Annotated in this window: 13 protein-coding genes and 2 pseudogenes; 3 read left to right on the top strand and 12 right to left on the bottom strand. The window is 71.9% G+C overall.

Annotated features, from left to right (window positions below):
• The first annotated feature begins 188 nt into the window (after nt 1-188).
• Nucleotides 189-1,172, top strand: a complete 984-nt coding sequence (locus ACFVWW_RS12365) for a GNAT family N-acetyltransferase (protein ID WP_386878486.1) — start codon at nt 189-191, stop codon at nt 1,170-1,172.
• A gap of 84 nt (nt 1,173-1,256) precedes the next feature.
• Here the strand turns inward: ACFVWW_RS12365 and abc-f are convergent, their stop codons facing one another.
• The 7 genes from abc-f to ACFVWW_RS12400 all read right to left on the bottom strand — a co-directional run bounded on the left by abc-f (nt 1,257) and on the right by ACFVWW_RS12400 (nt 9,082).
• Nucleotides 1,257-2,933, bottom strand: coding sequence for a ribosomal protection-like ABC-F family protein (gene abc-f / locus ACFVWW_RS12370; protein ID WP_386878485.1), 1,677 nt, complete (start codon nt 2,931-2,933; stop codon nt 1,257-1,259).
• Between the two features lie 169 nt (nt 2,934-3,102).
• The gene (locus ACFVWW_RS12375; protein ID WP_386878484.1) at nt 3,103-4,536 is read right to left on the bottom strand and encodes a ParB/Srx family N-terminal domain-containing protein; all 1,434 of its coding nucleotides are present in this window, start codon (nt 4,534-4,536) and stop codon (nt 3,103-3,105) included.
• 254 nt (nt 4,537-4,790) lie between these two features.
• Nucleotides 4,791-5,360 carry a hypothetical protein gene (locus ACFVWW_RS12380; protein WP_384336130.1) on the bottom strand — a complete coding sequence of 190 codons (570 nt, stop codon included), beginning with the start codon at nt 5,358-5,360 and terminating at the stop codon, nt 4,791-4,793.
• Nucleotides 5,357-6,814, bottom strand: a complete 1,458-nt coding sequence (locus ACFVWW_RS12385; protein ID WP_384180902.1) for a hypothetical protein — start codon at nt 6,812-6,814, stop codon at nt 5,357-5,359. Before ACFVWW_RS12385 ends, ACFVWW_RS12380 begins: the two co-directional genes overlap by 4 nt.
• A 5-nt stretch (nt 6,815-6,819) precedes the next feature.
• The gene (locus ACFVWW_RS12390; protein WP_384180904.1) at nt 6,820-7,629 is read right to left on the bottom strand and encodes an ABC transporter ATP-binding protein; all 810 of its coding nucleotides are present in this window, start codon (nt 7,627-7,629) and stop codon (nt 6,820-6,822) included.
• A gap of 116 nt (nt 7,630-7,745) precedes the next feature.
• Nucleotides 7,746-8,579 (bottom strand): zf-HC2 domain-containing protein, encoded by an 834-nt coding sequence (locus tag ACFVWW_RS12395; protein WP_386878483.1) that lies wholly within the window; start codon nt 8,577-8,579, stop codon nt 7,746-7,748.
• Nucleotides 8,576-9,082 carry an RNA polymerase sigma factor gene (locus tag ACFVWW_RS12400; protein ID WP_386878506.1) on the bottom strand — a complete coding sequence of 169 codons (507 nt, stop codon included), beginning with the start codon at nt 9,080-9,082 and terminating at the stop codon, nt 8,576-8,578. The genes ACFVWW_RS12395 and ACFVWW_RS12400 overlap by 4 nt, the downstream gene beginning before the upstream one ends.
• Before the next feature lie 740 nt (nt 9,083-9,822).
• Between ACFVWW_RS12400 and ACFVWW_RS12405 the strand changes: the two genes are divergently transcribed.
• Nucleotides 9,823-11,736 (top strand): glycosyl hydrolase family 28-related protein, encoded by a 1,914-nt coding sequence (locus tag ACFVWW_RS12405; RefSeq protein ID WP_386878482.1) that lies wholly within the window; start codon nt 9,823-9,825, stop codon nt 11,734-11,736.
• Between the two features lie 679 nt (nt 11,737-12,415).
• Nucleotides 12,416-12,748 (top strand): annotated as a pseudogene (locus ACFVWW_RS12410) (ABC transporter permease); the annotation flags it as partial.
• Nucleotides 12,749-12,859: 111 nt separating this feature from the next.
• On the opposite strand, the gene msrA reads toward ACFVWW_RS12410, so the two are convergent.
• The 5 genes and pseudogenes from msrA to ACFVWW_RS12435 form a co-directional block, all read right to left on the bottom strand.
• On the bottom strand, nt 12,860-13,522 hold the full coding sequence (gene msrA / locus ACFVWW_RS12415; protein ID WP_384336145.1) for a peptide-methionine (S)-S-oxide reductase MsrA: 663 nt from the start codon (nt 13,520-13,522) through the stop codon (nt 12,860-12,862).
• An 80-nt stretch (nt 13,523-13,602) separates the two neighbouring features.
• Nucleotides 13,603-14,664, bottom strand: a complete 1,062-nt coding sequence (locus ACFVWW_RS12420) for a hypothetical protein (protein WP_386878481.1) — start codon at nt 14,662-14,664, stop codon at nt 13,603-13,605.
• A 100-nt stretch (nt 14,665-14,764) separates the two neighbouring features.
• A pseudogene (locus ACFVWW_RS12425) lies at nt 14,765-14,818 on the bottom strand (hypothetical protein); the annotation flags it as partial.
• A gap of 21 nt (nt 14,819-14,839) precedes the next feature.
• Nucleotides 14,840-16,426, bottom strand: coding sequence for a M48 family metallopeptidase (locus tag ACFVWW_RS12430; RefSeq protein WP_386878480.1), 1,587 nt, complete (start codon nt 16,424-16,426; stop codon nt 14,840-14,842).
• A gap of 123 nt (nt 16,427-16,549) precedes the next feature.
• Complete coding sequence (locus ACFVWW_RS12435; protein WP_386878479.1) at nt 16,550-17,653, bottom strand: hypothetical protein; 1,104 nt, start codon at nt 17,651-17,653, stop codon at nt 16,550-16,552.
• Between the last annotated feature and the right edge of the window lie 48 nt (nt 17,654-17,701).

Below are 17,701 nucleotides of genomic sequence, written 5' to 3' on the forward strand. Positions count from 1 at the left end.
GCGGGGCGTCTGTGGCTCCAGGGAGTCCGTGTGGCGCCCGGGAGCCCTAGTGGTACCCGGGAGTCTGCGTGGCGCCCGGGAGCCCGTGTGGCGCCTGGGGCGCAAGCATCCGGCCCGGTCCCGTCCGGCCGTCCGGACGTCCCCGTAACTCGGGGGCGTCACCACCCTCGTACGCGTAGGTTCGGTCCATGCTGATCACTCTGGGAAGCCCGCCCTCGGACGCCGAGACAGACGCCTGGCACGCGGTGATCATCGCGGCGCATGTGCTCGATCTGCCGGCCTCGGTGCCCGAGCCCGGCAAGGCGGAGACCGTGGGGAAGCTGCGGGTGCCGCCGGCCCACGGGAGAAACGTTCATCTCGCGGCCACGGCGCCGGACGGCTCGTACCAGGGCGTCGCCTCGCTGCTCCTCTCCACCGACGAGGAGAACCGGCACACGGCCTTCCTGGACGCCCTGGTGGTGCATCCCGACTTCCGGCGGCACGGCGTCGGCGCCGCGCTCTGGACCGCGATACGCCGCGAACTCGCGGCGCAGGGCCGGGCCTCGGTCTCGACGGTGCTCGAACTCGGCGGCGCGGGAGAGGCGTTCGTCGACAGTCTCGGCTTCTCGAACGTGCTTCAGCTCGGCTGGTACGTGCAGCGCGTCCGGCAGGCGATGGATGAGATCCCGCAGCCCGCGCTGCCCGACGGCCTCCGCTTCGTCCACTGGTCGGGCGTCGTCCCCGACGAATCCGCCGAGGCGCTCGCCGTGGCGCACGAGGCGATGCGGGACGCGCCGACCGGCGACATGGACGAGCGGCCGCCACGCTGGGACGCGCAGAGAATCCGGGCCGCGGCCCGGCTGATCGAGGACCGCGGCGGGGTGCTCCTGACCTCCGCGGTGCTCGACACCACGGACGGCGACGCCGTCGTCGCGTACACCGAGGTCGTCCTGCGCGACCCCGCGGACACCCGCGCGCTCCAGTACGACACGGTGGTCGTCCCCGCTCACCGGGGCCGCGGGCTGGGGCGCGCGGTCAAACGCCATCTGCTCGGGAGACTGAGCGAACTGCGTCCCGGCGTACGGGAGATCAGCACGACCGTCGCCGACGACAACACGGCGATGCTGGCCGTGAACGAAGGCCTGGGCTACCGGCGCGAACGCCCGGCCGGGGTCTTCCAGGTAAAGCTTTAGGGCGCGGCGGGGATCAGCCCTGGCTGCAGCCGTTCGTGTCCCGTGGTGTGTCCCGCCCGGGCGTCGGGCGGGACACACCGGGCCTTACCGGAGCCGCTGCCCCGCGTCGGTCGCGTCGGTCGTTTCGGGGACGACGTGGCCGGACCGCAGTTCCAGCCGGGCGCCGCGGAAGCCGGCGCGGAAGCGGCGGTCGTGGGAGACCACCACCACCGCTCCCTCGTACCCGGTCAGCGCCTCCTCCAGCTCCTCCACGAGGCTGAGCGCCACATGGTTCGTCGGCTCGTCGAGGACGAGCAGATCAGCGGGGCGGGTCACCAGCCTGGCCAGCTCCAGCCTGCGCCGCTGGCCGGCCGAGAGCGCCGCGACCGGTACGGCCAGGTCGTCCTGGCGGAAGAGGCCGAGGCCCAGCAGTTCGTCCGCGTACTCCTCCGGCAGGCCGGGACGCCCCGCCGCGAACGCCCGCAGCAGCGGGAGCCCGGACGGTGCGGCGGGCAGCTCCTGCGGCAGATAGCCGGTCAGGGCCGGACGGCGCACCGAGCCGCTGTCCGGCTCCAGTACACCGGCCAGGACCCGGAGCAGCGTGCTCTTGCCCGCCCCGTTGGGACCGGTCACCAGCAGCCGTTCGCCCGCCGTCACCCGCAGACCGGCCACCCGCAGCCGGCCCGCGACCACCACGTTCTCCAGCTCGGCCACCACGCCCGCGCCGAGAACGCACTCGGCGGCCGCTCCTTCCGCGCCGCCGGAGCGCAGCGTCGCCGAGAACCTCAGTGGCTCCGGAGGCGCCGGCACCGGCTCCTGACGCAGTCGCCACAGCCGCTGCCGCGCCGCCCTGACGTGCCCGGAGAGCTTCGCCTCATGTGACCGGCGGAACTTGCCGAAGCCCTCGCGCGGGTCCTTGCCGGTAGCCGCGAGCCGCTGTCCGGCCGCGCTGACCAGCTCTTCCGTACGGGCCACCTCGGCCAGCCACTCCTGGTGCTCCTGCTCCCGGCGGCGGCGCGCGGCGGCCTTCGCCGTCCGGTAGCCGAGCCAGCCGTCGCCGTACCGCGTCACCGTCCGGGTGTCCCGGTCGACATCGAGGATCGTCGTCGCGATCCGCTCCAGGAACGCACGGTCGTGGGTGACGGCCAGCACCGTCCCCCGATGCGCGATGAGCCGCTCCTCCAGCCAGCCGGTGGCCCGGAGATCGAGATGGTTGGTGGGCTCGTCGAGCAGCAGCAGCTCGGGCGCCGAGGCCAGCACGCACGCCAGCGCCAGCCGGGACTGCTCCCCGCCGGAGAGCGAGCCCAGCGGGCGGTCCCGTGCCACCCGGGCGAGCCCGAGTCCCTGGAGCGCGGCATCGACCCGGGCGTCGGCCCGGTAGCCGCCGCGCTCCTCGTACACCGTCAACAGATCGCCGTACGCGGCCAGTTCGTCGTCGCTCGCGGTGCCGAGTGCCGCTTCGGCCGCCCGCAGTCCGCGCTCCATCTCGCGCAGATCGGCGAGGGCCGCGTCGACGGCGTCCCGCACGGTGCACGCGGGATCGAGGTCGAGGGTCTGGGCGAGATGGCCGATGCCGCCGGGGAAACTGACGGTGATCTCACCGCTGTCCGGCCGCTCGGCCCCGGCCAGCAGCCGCAGCAGCGTCGACTTGCCGGAGCCGTTCTCCCCGATGATTCCGGCCTTCTCGCCGGGACGTACGGTCAGCGACACCTGGTCGAGAACCGACCGGTCGCCGTACGCCTTGGACACGTCCTTCATCGCCAATTGGGCGCGCTCGCGCATGCTTCTTCCTGGATTGTCACGCCCTGGTGCAGGGCTGGACCGACTCGGGCCTGAGGAGCGGGCCCGAAATCACAGGAAGTAGTAGTGAACGAACATGGCGACGAGTGTAGCCGCGCCCCGTCGCGGAGGCCCCTGGAAAGAGACCGGGCCTCCGCGGCGGGAATTGCCTCTATCGGGGATTTCCGACGAGCTGGACCGGGCCGTTCAGGGTGTTCGCGGTGCAGCCGGGGCCCGACAGGGTCAGCCGCTGCTTCGTGTTCACGATGGACAACGGACCGGTCAGCGAGGTGCCGCACAGCTGCACGGTGCCGGCGCCGACCGCCTGGACGGGCCCGGTGATGTCGGCGCCCTTCGCCACCAGGCCGGCGCCGGCGACGACCACGACAGGGCCGGTCAGCTTGGTGCGGTCCAGGCAGGTGACACCAGAGGAGACGACCAGCGGGCCGGTGTGCGTGCCGGTCAGCGTCTTCGTGCAGGCGGGCGTGGGCGCGACCCGGCCGCGGAAGTCCAGGGCGTAGGCGAGCTTGCCGGGCTTCGCGTCGGAGATCGGAGCGCTCAGCTTCCCGAACTCACCGCCGGTCGGCTTCTTCCCGTCGTTCCACTCGTCCATCCGGCCCAGCTCGTCGGCGGTGCGCCCGTCGGCGATGACGGTGTCACCGGCCACCCCGGACATGGCCTCGGAGGCGGTGCGGACGGCGCCGAGGTAGACGGCGGAGTCGTTCAGGTCGTACGTGCCGAGGTCCACGCGCTCGCGCAGCCAGGTGCCCCACAGGAACTCCAGGTACTCCGCCGCGTCGTCGGGAGCCTGGTAGCCGATGTCGCGCGTGAAGTAGACGAGGCTGCGGTAGCGGTCGTCGTGGAAGCTCGCCAGGCCGAGGCGGCGCGGGAGCTGGTCCGTGGTGATGGGGCGGTTGTTCTCGTCGCGCAGCCAGACCCACTTGCGGTCCTGCATGGTCTGCCAGAAGGCGGCGGGCGAGAGGTCGCTCAGATTGCCGGTGACCCGCAGCCGGATGTGCGTCGAGGGGCCGCCGTCGGACGTCTCCAGGAAGGACGTCAGGGTGTGGTGCCCGTCGGTGAGATACAGCTCGCCGCCGGGGCCGACAACGACCGTCTTCATCGCGGCCCGCGTCTCGTCGGTCTCCTCGCCGACCGGGACGGTGCAGGTGAAGCTGGCCGGGTCGGCGAGCGTGGCGCCGGCCTTCACCGTCGCCGCCTCCTCCTGGCCGTTCGTCTCGCACCAGTCGTCGAACCGCTTGTTGAAGTCGCCGTTCTGCTCGTCCTTGGCGCTGCCGTACCGGCCGAGCTTGTAGTAGATCTGGTCGAAGCCGATGGAGGGCTGGGTGGGGCGCAGCTGGTCCAGCGTGACGTCGAGCAGGTCGCCGGCCTGCGCGCAGAGCGCCGTGCCCTTCGCTCCGGAACAGTCGGGGCCGCTCGCCGCGGCGGCCGGGGCACCGCCCACGAGGACACTGCCCAGCGCGAGCGCGCCCGCGGCCAGCCCTGCCGCCAGGCCGCGCGCCGTGCCACGAGCGGCGCCGCCCGGCCGCCTGCCGGTCCGTATGGATTCCCTGCTCGGCAGGGGCTGCGTACGGGCTGAGCCGGTCATATACGGTCTCCACGTGGCGTGTCGGCGTAACCGCGCCGCCCGTACGAGCGGCGCGGTCGGGGGTCGTGCGTATCCACTCACCCCTCCCCGTCCCGCCCGGTGACTCCCGGCCGTCGGGAGGGTGGCAGCCAGGTGAACGCTGACACCCGACGGTGCTGTACGGCGGGGCGGGACGCAAGGACGCCTCCGGCAACCGGAGATGCTCCGGGGCACCCGGACGCCATGGGGACAAGGGGCCGCTCTCCGGGCCGAGTTCAGCGCCGGGGCCCGGCCAGCGCGTACGCCGGTCCGCCGACGGCCGCGAGGAGCAGCGCCGTCCAGGTGGCGGCGGCCGTGCCGGACGGCTGGAGCATCCAGGTCGCCACCTGCTCCGCCGCCCCGCCCGTCGACGGTACGAAGAGCGCGACCGCGCACCAGCCCAGCGGCAGGGTCCAGGCGGACCGGCCGCCCCACACCGTCGCCGCGAGCGCCGCGACCCCCGCCGTGCCCGCGCTGTTCCGTACCACCTGGCCGGTCGGCACCGGCCCGTCGACCGTGGTCAGCAGAGCCAGCAGCACGGCCCCGGCGAGCGCGCCGATGAGCAGCACATGCGCCGCGCGACGGGGTGCCCAGCGGATCGCCGCCGTACGGTCGAGGGCCAGGTCCTGCCCGCTCAGCCCGGTCGTGGCCGCCGCCACCGCCGTGGTCAGCAGCAGGGTGTGCACCCTCGGGTCGCCGGGCGTCGCGCCTTGGGCGAGCGGCCACGCCGCGAGGGTGCAGACCAGGACCGCGGCGAGCGAGGCGGGCACCTGACGGGAGCGCGCGTAGAGCGTCAGCCACCTCACCGAGGACCGCCGTCCGCCAGCACCGTCAGCAGGTCACCGTCGCAGGACAGGGCGGCCGTTCGCAGGGCGGCGATCCGTAGCCGCTGTTCGTCCGCGGGCAGCGCGCGCAGGGCGTTCCAGGCCGGACGGGTCAGTGCGTCGACGTCGGCGCGCAGCCACAGCGTGCCGGCCAGGGGCTTCAGATCCCCGGTGAACCAGGCGGCGGCCACGGTCCGCGCGGCCAGTTCGCGCACCACCCGCGTCTCGTCGTACGCACGCAGTTCCTCCTCGGTCGGGTCGGTCAACTCCGCTTCGAGACACGGCGCTGTTCCCGCGCCGCCCAGCAGAGTCCGGGTGGACTCGTCCCCTGTGGTGTGGTCGAGAGCCTGGGCTTCGAAGTCGACGGGTACGACGTCGGCGGTGCGCGGCCGCTTCGTGTCCCGGGGCCAGGCGTCGACGCTCTCGTGCACCGCCGACGGCGGGTCGGGCAGCCGGCCCAGCAGGCGCAGCGCTTCCTCGGCGGGACCGGTGAGCGCGGCCAGCCGTTGCTCGTGCAGCCGGGTGACACAGACCCGGCCGTCGCAGACCAGTTCCGCCGCCGCCGTGTCGACCACGTAGTTGCGCTCCGGATCCGAGGGCAGGACCGGCAGTGCGACCGCCGCGCCCAGCACCATCGGCAGCAGCGCGAGCAGCCGGGCCCGCGGCTTCCCGGCCACCAGCAGCAGGAATCCGGTGGCGGCCACCCCGAGGAGCCAGAGCGCCTGTCCGGCATTGACGCGCCAGGAGACGGTCAGGAACTCGCTGTGCACCAGGGACAACGACGGGGTGAGCAGCATGATCCCGTTGGGCACCACGTCCTTCAGCACCACGTCGCTGAGCAGGACCGAGGTCATCAGCGCCGCCACGGCGAGCACCGGAGGGGTGAGCGCGGACGGCAAAGTCCTGGTGACACCCATGCCCAGCCAGGCACCGGCGACCATCGCCAACGCCCCGACGAGCAGGATCGGCAGCCAACTGAGGCCGGTGTAACCGTCGTTGACGAGCGCCCGCACCCCGCCGTACCCGAACACCAGCAGATAGGCGACGGACAGCGTGAGCGCCGACGCGCCCGCCGTCCTGGCGGCGCGGTGCCACGGGGGCCGCGAGGTGGCCGAGAGGAGCTCGGACGTGCCGGAGCGGTGGTCCCGTAGCCCCTGCACCGCCCCGCCGGCCACCGCCAGAGGCCAAAGAATCACCAGCAGGAACCGCTCCCACCACGCGGTGGATGTCCACTGCGCCGTCCAGCTCTCGGCGCCCTTCGTCCACGGTCCGCTCATCAGCTCCAGACCGGCGAGCGAGCCCACCAGGAGCAGCCCGCCCAGCCACAGGGCGGTCGACCGGCGCAGCTCGGTCCGCAGGATCCGTGCCTTCGCCGGGGTCTTCCGGCCCACCGGAGCCACCGGGTTCCCGGGGGCCTCGGCCGTCTTCGTGGACACCGGGTTCACCAGGCACCCCTGTCCGGCCCGGAGCGCATGAGCAGCGCCGCGTAACCGCGCTCGATCGGGCTGTCGCCCGGGTCGTCCGGGCCCCCGGCGTCGGCGAGTTGGTCCGGGGTGCCCCGGAACACCAGCCGGCCGTCCGCCATCAGCACCACATCCGTACAGGCGGCCGCGACATCCTCCACGAGATGGGTGGAGACGACGACACAGCTGTCCGTGCCGAGTTGCTGCAACAGCCCGCGGAAGCGCAGCCGCTGCGCCGGGTCGAGACCGGCCGTCGGCTCGTCGAGCAGCAGAATCACCGGGTCGTTGACGATGGCCTGGGCGATCCCCACGCGCCGCACCATGCCACCGGAGAGGGTCTTCATCCGGTCGTCGGCCCGGTCCGCGAGGCCGACGCGCTCGACGGCGCGCTGGACCGCCGCCGGGATGTCCGCCCCGGGGACCTCCTTGAGCCACGCCATGTACTCGACGAACTCCCGGACGGTGAAGCGCCGGTAGTACCCGAACTCCTGCGGCAGATAGCCGATCCGGCGGCGCAGCTCGCGCCGGCCCTCCTGGGCCCCGGCGGCCGTGCCCAGCAGTTCGAGGGTTCCTCCGGCCGGGCGGAGGACCGTGGCGAGAGCCCGGATGAGGGTGGTCTTCCCGGCGCCGTTCGGCCCGAGCAGACCGTGCACGCCGGTCCCGAGGGTGAGATCCAGGCCGTCGACGGCCGTCTTGCGGCCGCCGGCCCCGACGGTCAGTCCCTCGGCCCGGATCTCCCAGGCGTAGGCCGTGGGCGCCACCTCGGCGGCGGTCACACCGCGCGTCATGTCGTCGTTCCTTCGGTCATCGGTGCGGGCCTCTCTTCTGCGTGTACGTGTCAGTGGTGGGCGCGTGTCAGCGGCGCGCTTGAGTGGTGAGCGCGCTTCAGCGCGGCGGGCGCGTGTCAGCGGTGAGCGGCCAGGAGGGTGTACGCGCCTCTGCGGGCGATCACGACCACCGTCCCCAGCGCGAAGAGAGCGCCCCACACGGGCAGGACGTCCGTCTCCAGGGCGAAGGACGTACGGCTCACGGCCAGGGTCGGCCCCACGATCACCGCCGCCCAGACCGCCACCAGCCCGAGCGCGGCGCGCGTCACCCCGATCAGCCCGCCGAGCGCGAGCGTGCCGGTGGTGAAGGCCAGACAGGGCAGCAGCCACTGCGCGACCGAGGTGCCGGTCAGCCACCCCGCCACCAGCAGCACGGAGATCACCAGCACGAGTACGGAGGTCGTACGCCGGAGCACCAGGTGCAGCCCGGCGCGCGGCGTCGCGGCGGTGAGTTCGTACGCGGGATCCAGCCCGCGCGCCCAGGAGGCGGCGACGCCCAGCACGGGCAGCACCGGAGCCAGCAGCACCACCACCGAGATGCCGTGGCCGGACTGCCCGGCGGACTGTCCGCTCGTCAGGTCGAGGAGCACGGCGAGTGCGATGACGACAGCGGTCATGCACAGCCACGGCACCATCACCGGCGACGCCCAGGTCGAGAGCGTCAGGGCCCACCGGCGCCGTGGCGGCATCGGGTGGACGCGTGGCAGCAGGGGTGCCAGCTCCGACCAGACACCGTCGACCAGCGCGGTCACCGCCGGCGCCCGCTCGCCGACGACGGCGGAGAGCCGGCCTCGGCACACCGCGCACGACTCCAGATGGGCTTCCAGCGCCCACACCTCGTCGCTCGCGATCCCCGTATCGCCGCGCGCATAGCGGCTGATGAGCCGTTCGGACGCATGTTCCACGCTCATGACAGCGCCTCCCGCATCGCTCTCCGTGCCCGCCGGGCGCGGGTCTTGACGGTGCCTTCCGGCAGCCCGAGCAGGACGGCGGTCTCCCGTACGGACAACCCGTCGAGGACCATGGCCCGCAGTACGTCCCGCAGTTCGGGAGCCAGCCGTCCCAGGGCGTCACCGACCTCACCGTCGACCCTGGCGGCGAGCATCTCGTCCTCGGCCGCCGGTGCGGCGGTCCTGGCCGGCTCGGCGGTCAGGGCGGCCGGCAGCCTGGCCTGGTGCGCGCGCCGGCGGAAGGCGTCGACGAGACGGCGGGCCGCGATCGTCCACAGCCAGCCGACGGCGGTCCCGCCGACCGCGGCCCCCGCGAACGCGCTCGCCGCGCGCCACACGGCCAGATACGTCTCCTGCATGACCTCGGCGACGATCTGCTCATCGGCGCAGCGCCGGCGCAACCGCACCGCCAGCCACGGCGCCGTACGCCGGTAGAGCTCCTCGAACGCGGCGCGGTCGCCCATGGCGACGAGCCGGACGAGTCTCTCCTCGTCCAGCTCCGCTGGTGTCTTCCTGCTTGCTCCCACACCCTCAAGACGCCCGGGCCCGCCGCCGGGTTTTCCTGCGGGTGTGTCCTGCGTCACAGTACGTGGACGGTGCCTGGATGGTGCCAGTGTCCCGTCTCAAGCGACCTGCTCCAATCTCAGCAAAGCTGATCCGATCCGGGCCGTGACCTTGGGTTTTCACGTGGTCGGGGCGGTCTTGGATGCGGGAACGATGGTGACCGCATCGGCGGGCGGGGTGACGGGCTGGGGCCAGGTGCGGTGGTGGGCGCGTTTAAGGCCCCAGTTGGGCATTTTGCGCTCGCTTGTCCCGTGCCGCATGGATCTCCGACACCGTCTCGGCCACCGTGCACGCCCCGGTGGCCGCGGCGAAGACCGCATGTGTGCCGCACTCCGCCAGGCCGGGCCCGCGCCCGGCCGGGCCAGGAGCGCGAATCGCGCTGTCCGGTGCGGCAAGTGGGAGCAGCGGGGGCGTGAGTTGACGGTGCGGCGCTCGGTAACCGGCGTGCGCACACTGTTGACAAACCGGTGACATGCTTGAAAACTCGCACTGCTCCACCGCATTACATGGACTGAACAGCTCAAATATGTGCGGTTCTTTTGCAAGATAACGGCAGGCTTGTCGTCCTGTTCATCTGCGACCCTGCCGCCCCCACCCCCACGGCAATCACTCTGTCGACCCCACGGAAACAGAGGACACCATGAAGTCGAAGCAATTGAGACGACGCCTGCTCGGCGGCGTACCCCTGGCCGGTCTGCTCGTCGTCGGGCTGCTGCCCGCCCCCGTCGCCGCGGCCGACATCACCCGCGGGACCGACAGCGCGTTCGCGCGCCCGGCTGCGGCCGAGCGCGGAGCGACGCTTCCGTACGTCGGGTACGAGGCCGAAGCCGGCCAGTACGAGGGCACGTTGCTGGAGGCCGACCCGGAGCGCACCTTCGGGCACACCAACTTCGCCAGCGAGTCGTCCGGGCGCAAGTCGGTACGGCTCAACAGCACAGGCGAATTCGTGGAGTTCACCTCCACCAACGCCGCCAACTCGATCGTCGTGCGCAATTCCATACCCGACGCGCCGGGCGGCGGCGGCATCGACGCCACCGTGAGCCTCTACGCGGACGGCGTCTTTGTGCAGAAGCTGGACCTGTCGTCCAAGCACAGTTGGCTGTACGGCAACACGGACGACCCCGAGTCGCTGACCAACACCCCCCAGGCCGACGCCCGCCGGCTCTTCGACGAGTCGCACGCGCTGCTCGACAAGAGCTATCCGGCGGGCACCACGTTCAAGGTGCAGCGCGACGCGGACGACACCGCGTCGTTCTACATCGTCGACCTGATCGATCTGGAGCAGGTGGCGCCCCCGGCGAGCAAGCCGGCCGAGTGCACCTCGATCACCGAGTACGGGGCGGTGCCCGACGACGGTCAGGACGACACGAAGGCCATCCAGGACGCCGTGACGGCGGACCAGAACGGCGACATCGAGTGCGTCTGGATCGGGCCGGGGCAGTGGCGCCAGGAGCAGAAGATCCTGACCGACGACCCGCTCAACCAGGGCCAGTACAACCAGATCGGCATCAGCGATGTGACGGTCCGGGGCGCCGGCATGTGGCACTCGCAGCTCTACACCCTGACCGAGCCGCAGAATGCGGGCGGGATCAACCACCCGCACGAGGGCAACTTCGGTTTCGACATCGACAAGAACACCCAGATCTCCGACATCGCCATCTTCGGCTCGGGCCGTATCCGTGGCGGCGGCGGCGCCGAGGGCGGAGTGGGGCTCAACGGACGCTTCGGCGAGGGCACCAAGATCTCCAACGTGTGGATCGAGCACGCGAATGTGGGTGTATGGGTCGGCCGTGACTACGACAACATCCAGTCGCTGTGGGGCCCGGCCGACGGACTTGAGTTCAGCGGGATGCGGATCCGCGACACGTACGCCGACGGCATCAACTTCACCAACGGCACCCGTAATTCGTCGGTGACCAACTCGTCCTTCCGCACCACCGGTGACGACTCGCTGGCCATCTGGGCCAACCGGTATGTGAAGGACCCGGCGGTCGATATCGCGCACGACAACTCGTTCACCAACAACACCATCCAACTGCCCTGGCGTGCCAACGGTGTCGCCATCTACGGCGGCTACGGCAACAAGGTCGAGAACAATCTGATCGCCGACACCGCGAACTACCCGGGCATCATGCTCGCGACCGACCACGACCCGCTGCCCTTCTCCGGCGAGACCCTGCTTGCGGGCAACGCGCTCCACCGCACCGGCGGCGCGTTCTGGGGCGAGGCGCAGGAGTTCGGTGCCATCACGATCTTCCCGGCGAGCCGGGACATCACCGGCGTCACCATCCGGGACACCGAGATCCTGGATTCGACCTACGACGGGATCCAGTTCAAGAACGGTGGCGGCAACGTACCTGACGTCAAGATCAGCAACGTGGAGATCGACAAGTCCAACAACGGCTCCGGCATCCTCGCGATGGGCGGCGCTCGCGGCAGCGCGACACTGACGGACATGACGATCACCAACTCGGCGCAGGGCGACGTGCTGATCGAGCCGGGATCGAGCTTCGTGATCACGGGCGGCCCCGGCACGAAGAAGGTGCCCGAGTAAGCCCGGAGCAGGCTTGATTCGGGATCGGTACCGCTCGGCGCCTTCCGTCTGTCCCAGGAGACAGCGGAAGGCGCCGAGTGCGTGAAGCGGGGATTCATGTGCTTCTCGGAGTCCGGTGATTTCCTGTGCTCCCCGCAGCCTGCCCCAATTGCTCCCGGAGGCCCGTCCCCTGCCTCGGAACCACCCCACACCGTCCCGGCGCACCGAGTCCCGCCGCGTCGTGAGCGCTACGGCCGGGAAACGGCGCCCTGCTTCGGCGCACCGCAGCGGGGCGCCGTGGCTGTGGCGGTCCCCGCCGGATCGGGCCGCCTGGGCGACCCGCACGGGGGCGCAGGTCGTGCAGGTGGCGCGACGCGCCCCCGGGAAGGCAGGCGTCCCCAGCCCGACGGACTGCCGCATGGGCGGGGACGTGACCTGAGCGTGGTCACCGCGGACAGCCACGCCGCAGTTCACACAGACCACGCTGCCGTGCGCGGCGAGAGCGCCGGCCGCGACTGTCCTCTTCACCCGCGCCAACGGCGCGCCCCGGGCTCCGCGCAGCTCACCACGTCCGGGGCAGAGCAGGTTCAACGAGACAGGACAGCCAGGCCGCGGCTGTGGAGCGGTGGCGCCAAAGAGATGCCCTCACCGGCCGCCCTCAGCTCGGCAACGCGGTCAACTCCCAGAAGGAGAAAGCCCGATGACCACCCTGTCCTACGCTGTCAGCGATTCGGCGACGATGCTGCGCCGCAACCTGAAGCACGCGCTGCGCTACCCCTCCATGACGGTCTCGGTCGTCGCGATGCCGGTGCTGATGCTTCTGCTCTTCAACTATGTCTTCGGCGGCGCCCTGGGCACCGGCATCGCCGGCACCTCCACCGGCGGCAACGACTACATCGACTACGTCACCCCCGGCATCATCCTGATGGCCGCGATGTCCGGAGCCGTGGTCACTGCGGTCGGCGTCTGCGTCGACATGACCGAAGGCATCGTCAACCGGTTCCGCACGATGGCGATCTCCCGGGCGTCGTTCCCCTCGCCTGGTGCACCGGTCTCAGCCTGCTCGGCTACCTCTGGGCACGAACAGCCTTCAACCGCGACGCCGACCGCTGACCGCGTCGGCGCCGGGCTGTGGCTGGTCTGCTCAGGCGGTCCTGGCGATGCCAATCGGGCACGAGACGCCGGTGCCGCCGATGCCGCAGTAGCCGCCCGGGTTCTTGTCCAGGTACTGCTGGTGATATGCCTCCGCGGGATAGAACGCGCGGCCCTCCGCCGGGAGGATCTCCGTGGTGATCATGGAGTGGCCGGAGTCCGTCAGGACCTGCTGGTAGGACTCGCGGGAGGATGCCGCGGCCGCGGCCTGGGCGGGGGAGTGGGTGTAGATCGCCGAGCGGTACTGGGTGCCCACGTCGTTGCCCTGGCGGAAGCCCTGGGTCGGGTTGTGGGACTCCCAGAAGATCTTCAGCAGCTCCGCATAGGAGACGATCTTGGGGTCGTAGACGACGCGGACCGCTTCCGTGTGGCCCGTGAGGCCCGAGCAGGCCTCCTCGTACGAGGGGTTCGGCGTGCTGCCGCCCTGGTAGCCGACGAGGGTCGTCCAGACGCCGTCCGTCTGCCAGAAGATGCGCTCGGCGCCCCAGAAACAGCCCATGCCGAAGTCGGCGATCTCCAGGCCTTCGGGGTACGGGCCGAGCAGGGGGTTGCCGAGGACCGTGTGACGGGAGGGCACCGAGAACTCGGGCTCGGGGCGGCCCGGCAAGGCCTGCTCGGGGGTGGGGAGCTCGGGGGTGCGGCGGGACAGGAACATTTCAGGTCTCCTCGGCTGTGGGGTCCTGATGGATGAACGTATGGACGGCACCGGTCATTCCGCCGCGCGGTCCCGCGCTCTCACCCCGCCTTGCGGACCGTGGCCTCGCGGGCGGCCACGTAGAAACGCTTCTCGTAGTAGCGCCACGGCAGCGCGTCCGTATAGCCGTCCACCAGCCGGAACTGCTCCAGCGCCGCGTCGTACCGGCCCTGCCTGTACAGGAAATACGCGAGCAGATGGCGCAGCTCCACCAGGCGCGGGTGGTCGGCGGGGGCGGCCGCCGCGTCCACGAGGGCCGCGTCGACCAGGGCGGTCAGCCCGGGGTCGCGGTACTCCGCGTCCTTCACCGAGTCGTTGAGACGGGCCTCGAACCACGCGATCAGCGGGAACGCCGACAGCAGGCTGCCGAGCGGGGCGTCCGCCGCCGCGCGGCCCGCGAACTCGCGGGCCTCCTCGTCCGAGCCGCACCACTTGGCGCACCAGTACTGGAGCGCCATGAAGTGGGCCTCGTAGTGGTGCGGCGCGCGGGCCGAGACCTCCGCCCACACGCGGTGCATCTCCTGGGGCGAGTAGCCGAAGCCGGTCGCCGTCGCGATCTCGGTGATGTACGGGGTCGGGTCCTGCGGATTCAGTTCCGCGGCCCGCGCGATCTCCTCGCGCGAGCGCGCCAGCGTGCGGTGGAAGGCGTCGAACTGTTCACCGCTCGTGTTCTTGGCCCAGTCGCCGCCGCGCAGCTCCCACGCCAGGACCACCGTGCTGCGGGCCCGTACGACCGCCGCGTCCGGGTCGTCGGGGCGGGCGCTCTCCCAGGCCAGGAGCCAGCCGTCGTCCTTGGCGGCGGCGGCGCCGAGGTCGTACGCGTACATCGAGCGCCGCTCCCAGTCCTGGCCCGTGTCGGCGAGGAGGGCGGCGGCCTGCTGCCAGTCACCGGCCCTGACCCCGGCGAGGGCGCGCTCCCGTTCGGGTATGGGAGGCCCGGCGTGCTGGTCGTCCAGCTGCTCCGGGGGCAGGAAGCCGAGTTCCGCGGAGCGTGCGGACCGTTTGAAGGGGTGGGCGTCGGTGAGCGAGGACGCGCTGCGGCGGCTCTTGAACCAGAAGTAGACGCCGGTCGCGATGATGATCAGCGGGAGGAGTCGGGCCATGGGGATTCCACCAGTTCGGTGTCGGGTGCCGGAGTGAAGTGTTCCGGAATGGGACGCTCCACAACAGAGCGTGCCGGAACAAAGCGCTCGTGAACAAAACGCCGGTGAACGAAGCGCTGGTGAACGAAGTGCTCGTGAACGAAGCGCTGGTGAACGAAGCGCGGCGGACGGCGGGTCATGCGGCGAGCAGCTTGCGCAGCGGCTCGCTGTCCGGCTGGTCGGCGACCGCCGCGTCCAGCGCCGCGCTCAGGGACTCCTCGTACCCCTCGGGCAGGCGCAGCCGCGCGGACTCCGTCCAGGAGAGCTGCCAGTGCGCGCGGCCGGCCCGCGTGAATTCGGTCGCCACCAGCTGGGACAGGCCGCGGCGCAGCGCCGGGCGGGCGAATTCGCGGGCCGCGCGGCCGGTGGCCGCCCGCGCCTCCTCCGACGCGGGCAGCTGCTCGGCGAGCTGCCAGAGCGCGCCCGCGTCGATCACGCCGAGCAGGGAGGACAGCGACGGGTCGCCGGTGACCGCGGCCGTCGCCCGGCGCAGCGGCTCCGCCGACCTGTTCGCGTAGGCGGTCATGGACTCGTGCACCAGCTCGGGCCAGTCGGCGCGGCGCATCCTCAGCGCTTCGGGGGTGAGGACGGCCAGTTCGAGCGCGGCGAGGGTCTGGTCGGGGGAGCTCAGCAGGCCGAGCGAGGGGTACGCCGGCTCGAAGGCGCGGCCGTCGTCGGGCAGTGCCTCGATACGGGCGACCCGCTCGGCGATCGGCGGATGCGAGTCGTACGGCGAGGAGCGTTCGGTCGGCAGGTCGCGCCGCATCGCGTCCAGTTCCTCGTGGCGCGCCGCCAGCAGACGCCGGATGCCGCCGAAGACCTCGCCCCGAGGGGGCAGCAGTCCCGCGTCGACGCCGAGCGTGGCGTACGCGTTCATGTAGAAGCCGTGCGCGGCGTCGAGGACGGGGATCTCACGCAGCGCGGAGGCCGTCGCGTCGCGCCCCGCGATCCTGGCGGCGGCCCGGTCGGCCGCCAGCTCCTGGCGGCGGGAACCCGACTCGGTGGCGCGGATGTAGACCTTCGCGTACGCGGTGTAGATCCCGGCCATCGCGCGGTAGGTGATACCGGCGCCCGCGGTGTCGACCTCCTTGGCCGACTTGCCCCTGGCCAGGGCCTTCGCGGCCTTCTTCTCCTGCCGGGCCCGCTCCTTGGCGGCCGTCTTCCCGGCCTTCTCCTCGAAGTGGGCGACGGTGCGCAGTACCTGGATCCGGCCGCGCACGGTGATGGCGGACAGCCGGGTGTCGGCGTTGCTGTAGTGGCCGAGTTCATGGGCGAGTACGGCCCGCAGCTGCGCCTCCGTCAGCCCGGCCATGAGCGGCAGGCCGAGGTAGAGGCGGCGCCTGCCGCCGCGCAGGCCCAGGAAACGGGCCTCCTCGCTGACCGCCGCGTTGGCGTCGCCGAACAGGATGATCTCGTCGGGGGCGCGGGTGCCGACCTGGTCGGCGAGGGTGCGTACGGTCTGCCACAGCCGCGGCTCCTGCGCGTCGGTGACCGGCAGGCCGGAGAGCCCGTCGTCCTTCGGCGTACGGAGCAGCAACATGCCGTGCACGATGGGGATCGCGAGGAGCGCGGTGATGAAGTAGAGCTTCAGATAGACGCTGCCGGGGGTCCAGAGCGTCGCGGTCCAGTCGGCGACGGCGAGAGCGCCGAGCATGACGAGACCGAGCAGATAGAAGCCGGCAAGCAGGACGAGGGCGCGCAGCGCGCGCAGAGTAGCGCCCATCGGACAGTTTCCCCCCACAGGAAATGGACATCATGATCGGCCGTGGGGGGGAGGTGGAGTATCCCCTACCGCGGGTAACGAGGGCAATGCCCGCGCGGGATCGACGCCGTGACGCCGCCGGTGTCAGTGCGGCAGCGTCGCCGGGCTGCCGCCGTTCGCCTCGTAGCCCGCCACCGCCAGCGCCCGGTACACCGTGTACTCCGCCGCCGGATCCCCGTTGTACGTCCACGGCAGCGCCCCGACGTGGCCGTCCACCCGCAGCAGCTGGTTCATGGCCTCCGCCCAGCGCTCCGACCGTACGAGGAAGAGGATCAGCAGATGCCGTACGTGCGGGAGCATCGGGTCGTCCTGGCGTGCGGCGTGGACCGCGAAGAGCGCGCCCTCCACCGCCTTGGTGACCACCGCGCTCCGGTAGAAGCCCTGCACGAGATTGATCTCGGGCAGATGCTCGTACACCGCGAACAGCGGCAGCGCCGCCAGCAGCGACCCCTGCGGGGCGCGCGCCGCGGCCGTCGTCGCGACGTGGTCGGCCTCCTCGCGGGAGCCGTGCCACTTCTCGCACCAGTAGTGCAGCGCGGCCAGATGCGCCCCCATGTGCGCCGGGGCGCGGTCGATCACCTTCGCCCACAGCTGGTCGAACCGCTCCGGCGGATAGCCGAGTCCGCGCCCGATGGCCAGCTCGGTGATGTAGGGGACGGGGTCGCCGGGCGCCAGCAGGGCCGCCTGACCGCAGACCGCGAGGGCCTCCTCCAGGATGATCCGGAAGTCGTCGGTCCCGGCGGCCGAGGACCGCCACGCCTGCTGCACCAGGAACTCCGCGTGCACGGCCGCCCCGCCCGCGTCCTTCGGCGACTCCGACCGCCACGCCCGCAGCCATCCGCCGCCGACGCCGGGCCGCTGCTGGAGTTCCAGTGAGGCCGCCCCGGCGAAGGCCTGGACGCGCTGCCAGCGCACCTCGCCGTCCTTGCCGGTGCCGGCGAGCAGCTGCGCGGCGGCCCGCCAGTCCTGGCCGCGCTGGACGACATCGAGCACGTCGAGGAGGTCCTGATCGGGTCCTGGCAGCCGGATGTCCAGCTCCTCCTGCCGTACGAAGCCGTAGTCGGCCGGGTCGGCGGCGTCCGGCGAGCCGGGGGCGACCTGGTGGACACCGCCGCGGCGGCGCCTGACGTACGGGCCGATGACCGCGGCCAGCAGGCCCATCGCGATCAGGAACCAGAGAATCTCCATGGCCCCATTGTCCCGGACGGCCCATCGCCCGGTGCCGCCCGGTCCCGC

The organism is Streptomyces sp. NPDC058198 (genome assembly GCF_042882605.1).
Classification (GTDB): domain Bacteria; phylum Actinomycetota; class Actinomycetes; order Streptomycetales; family Streptomycetaceae; genus Streptomyces.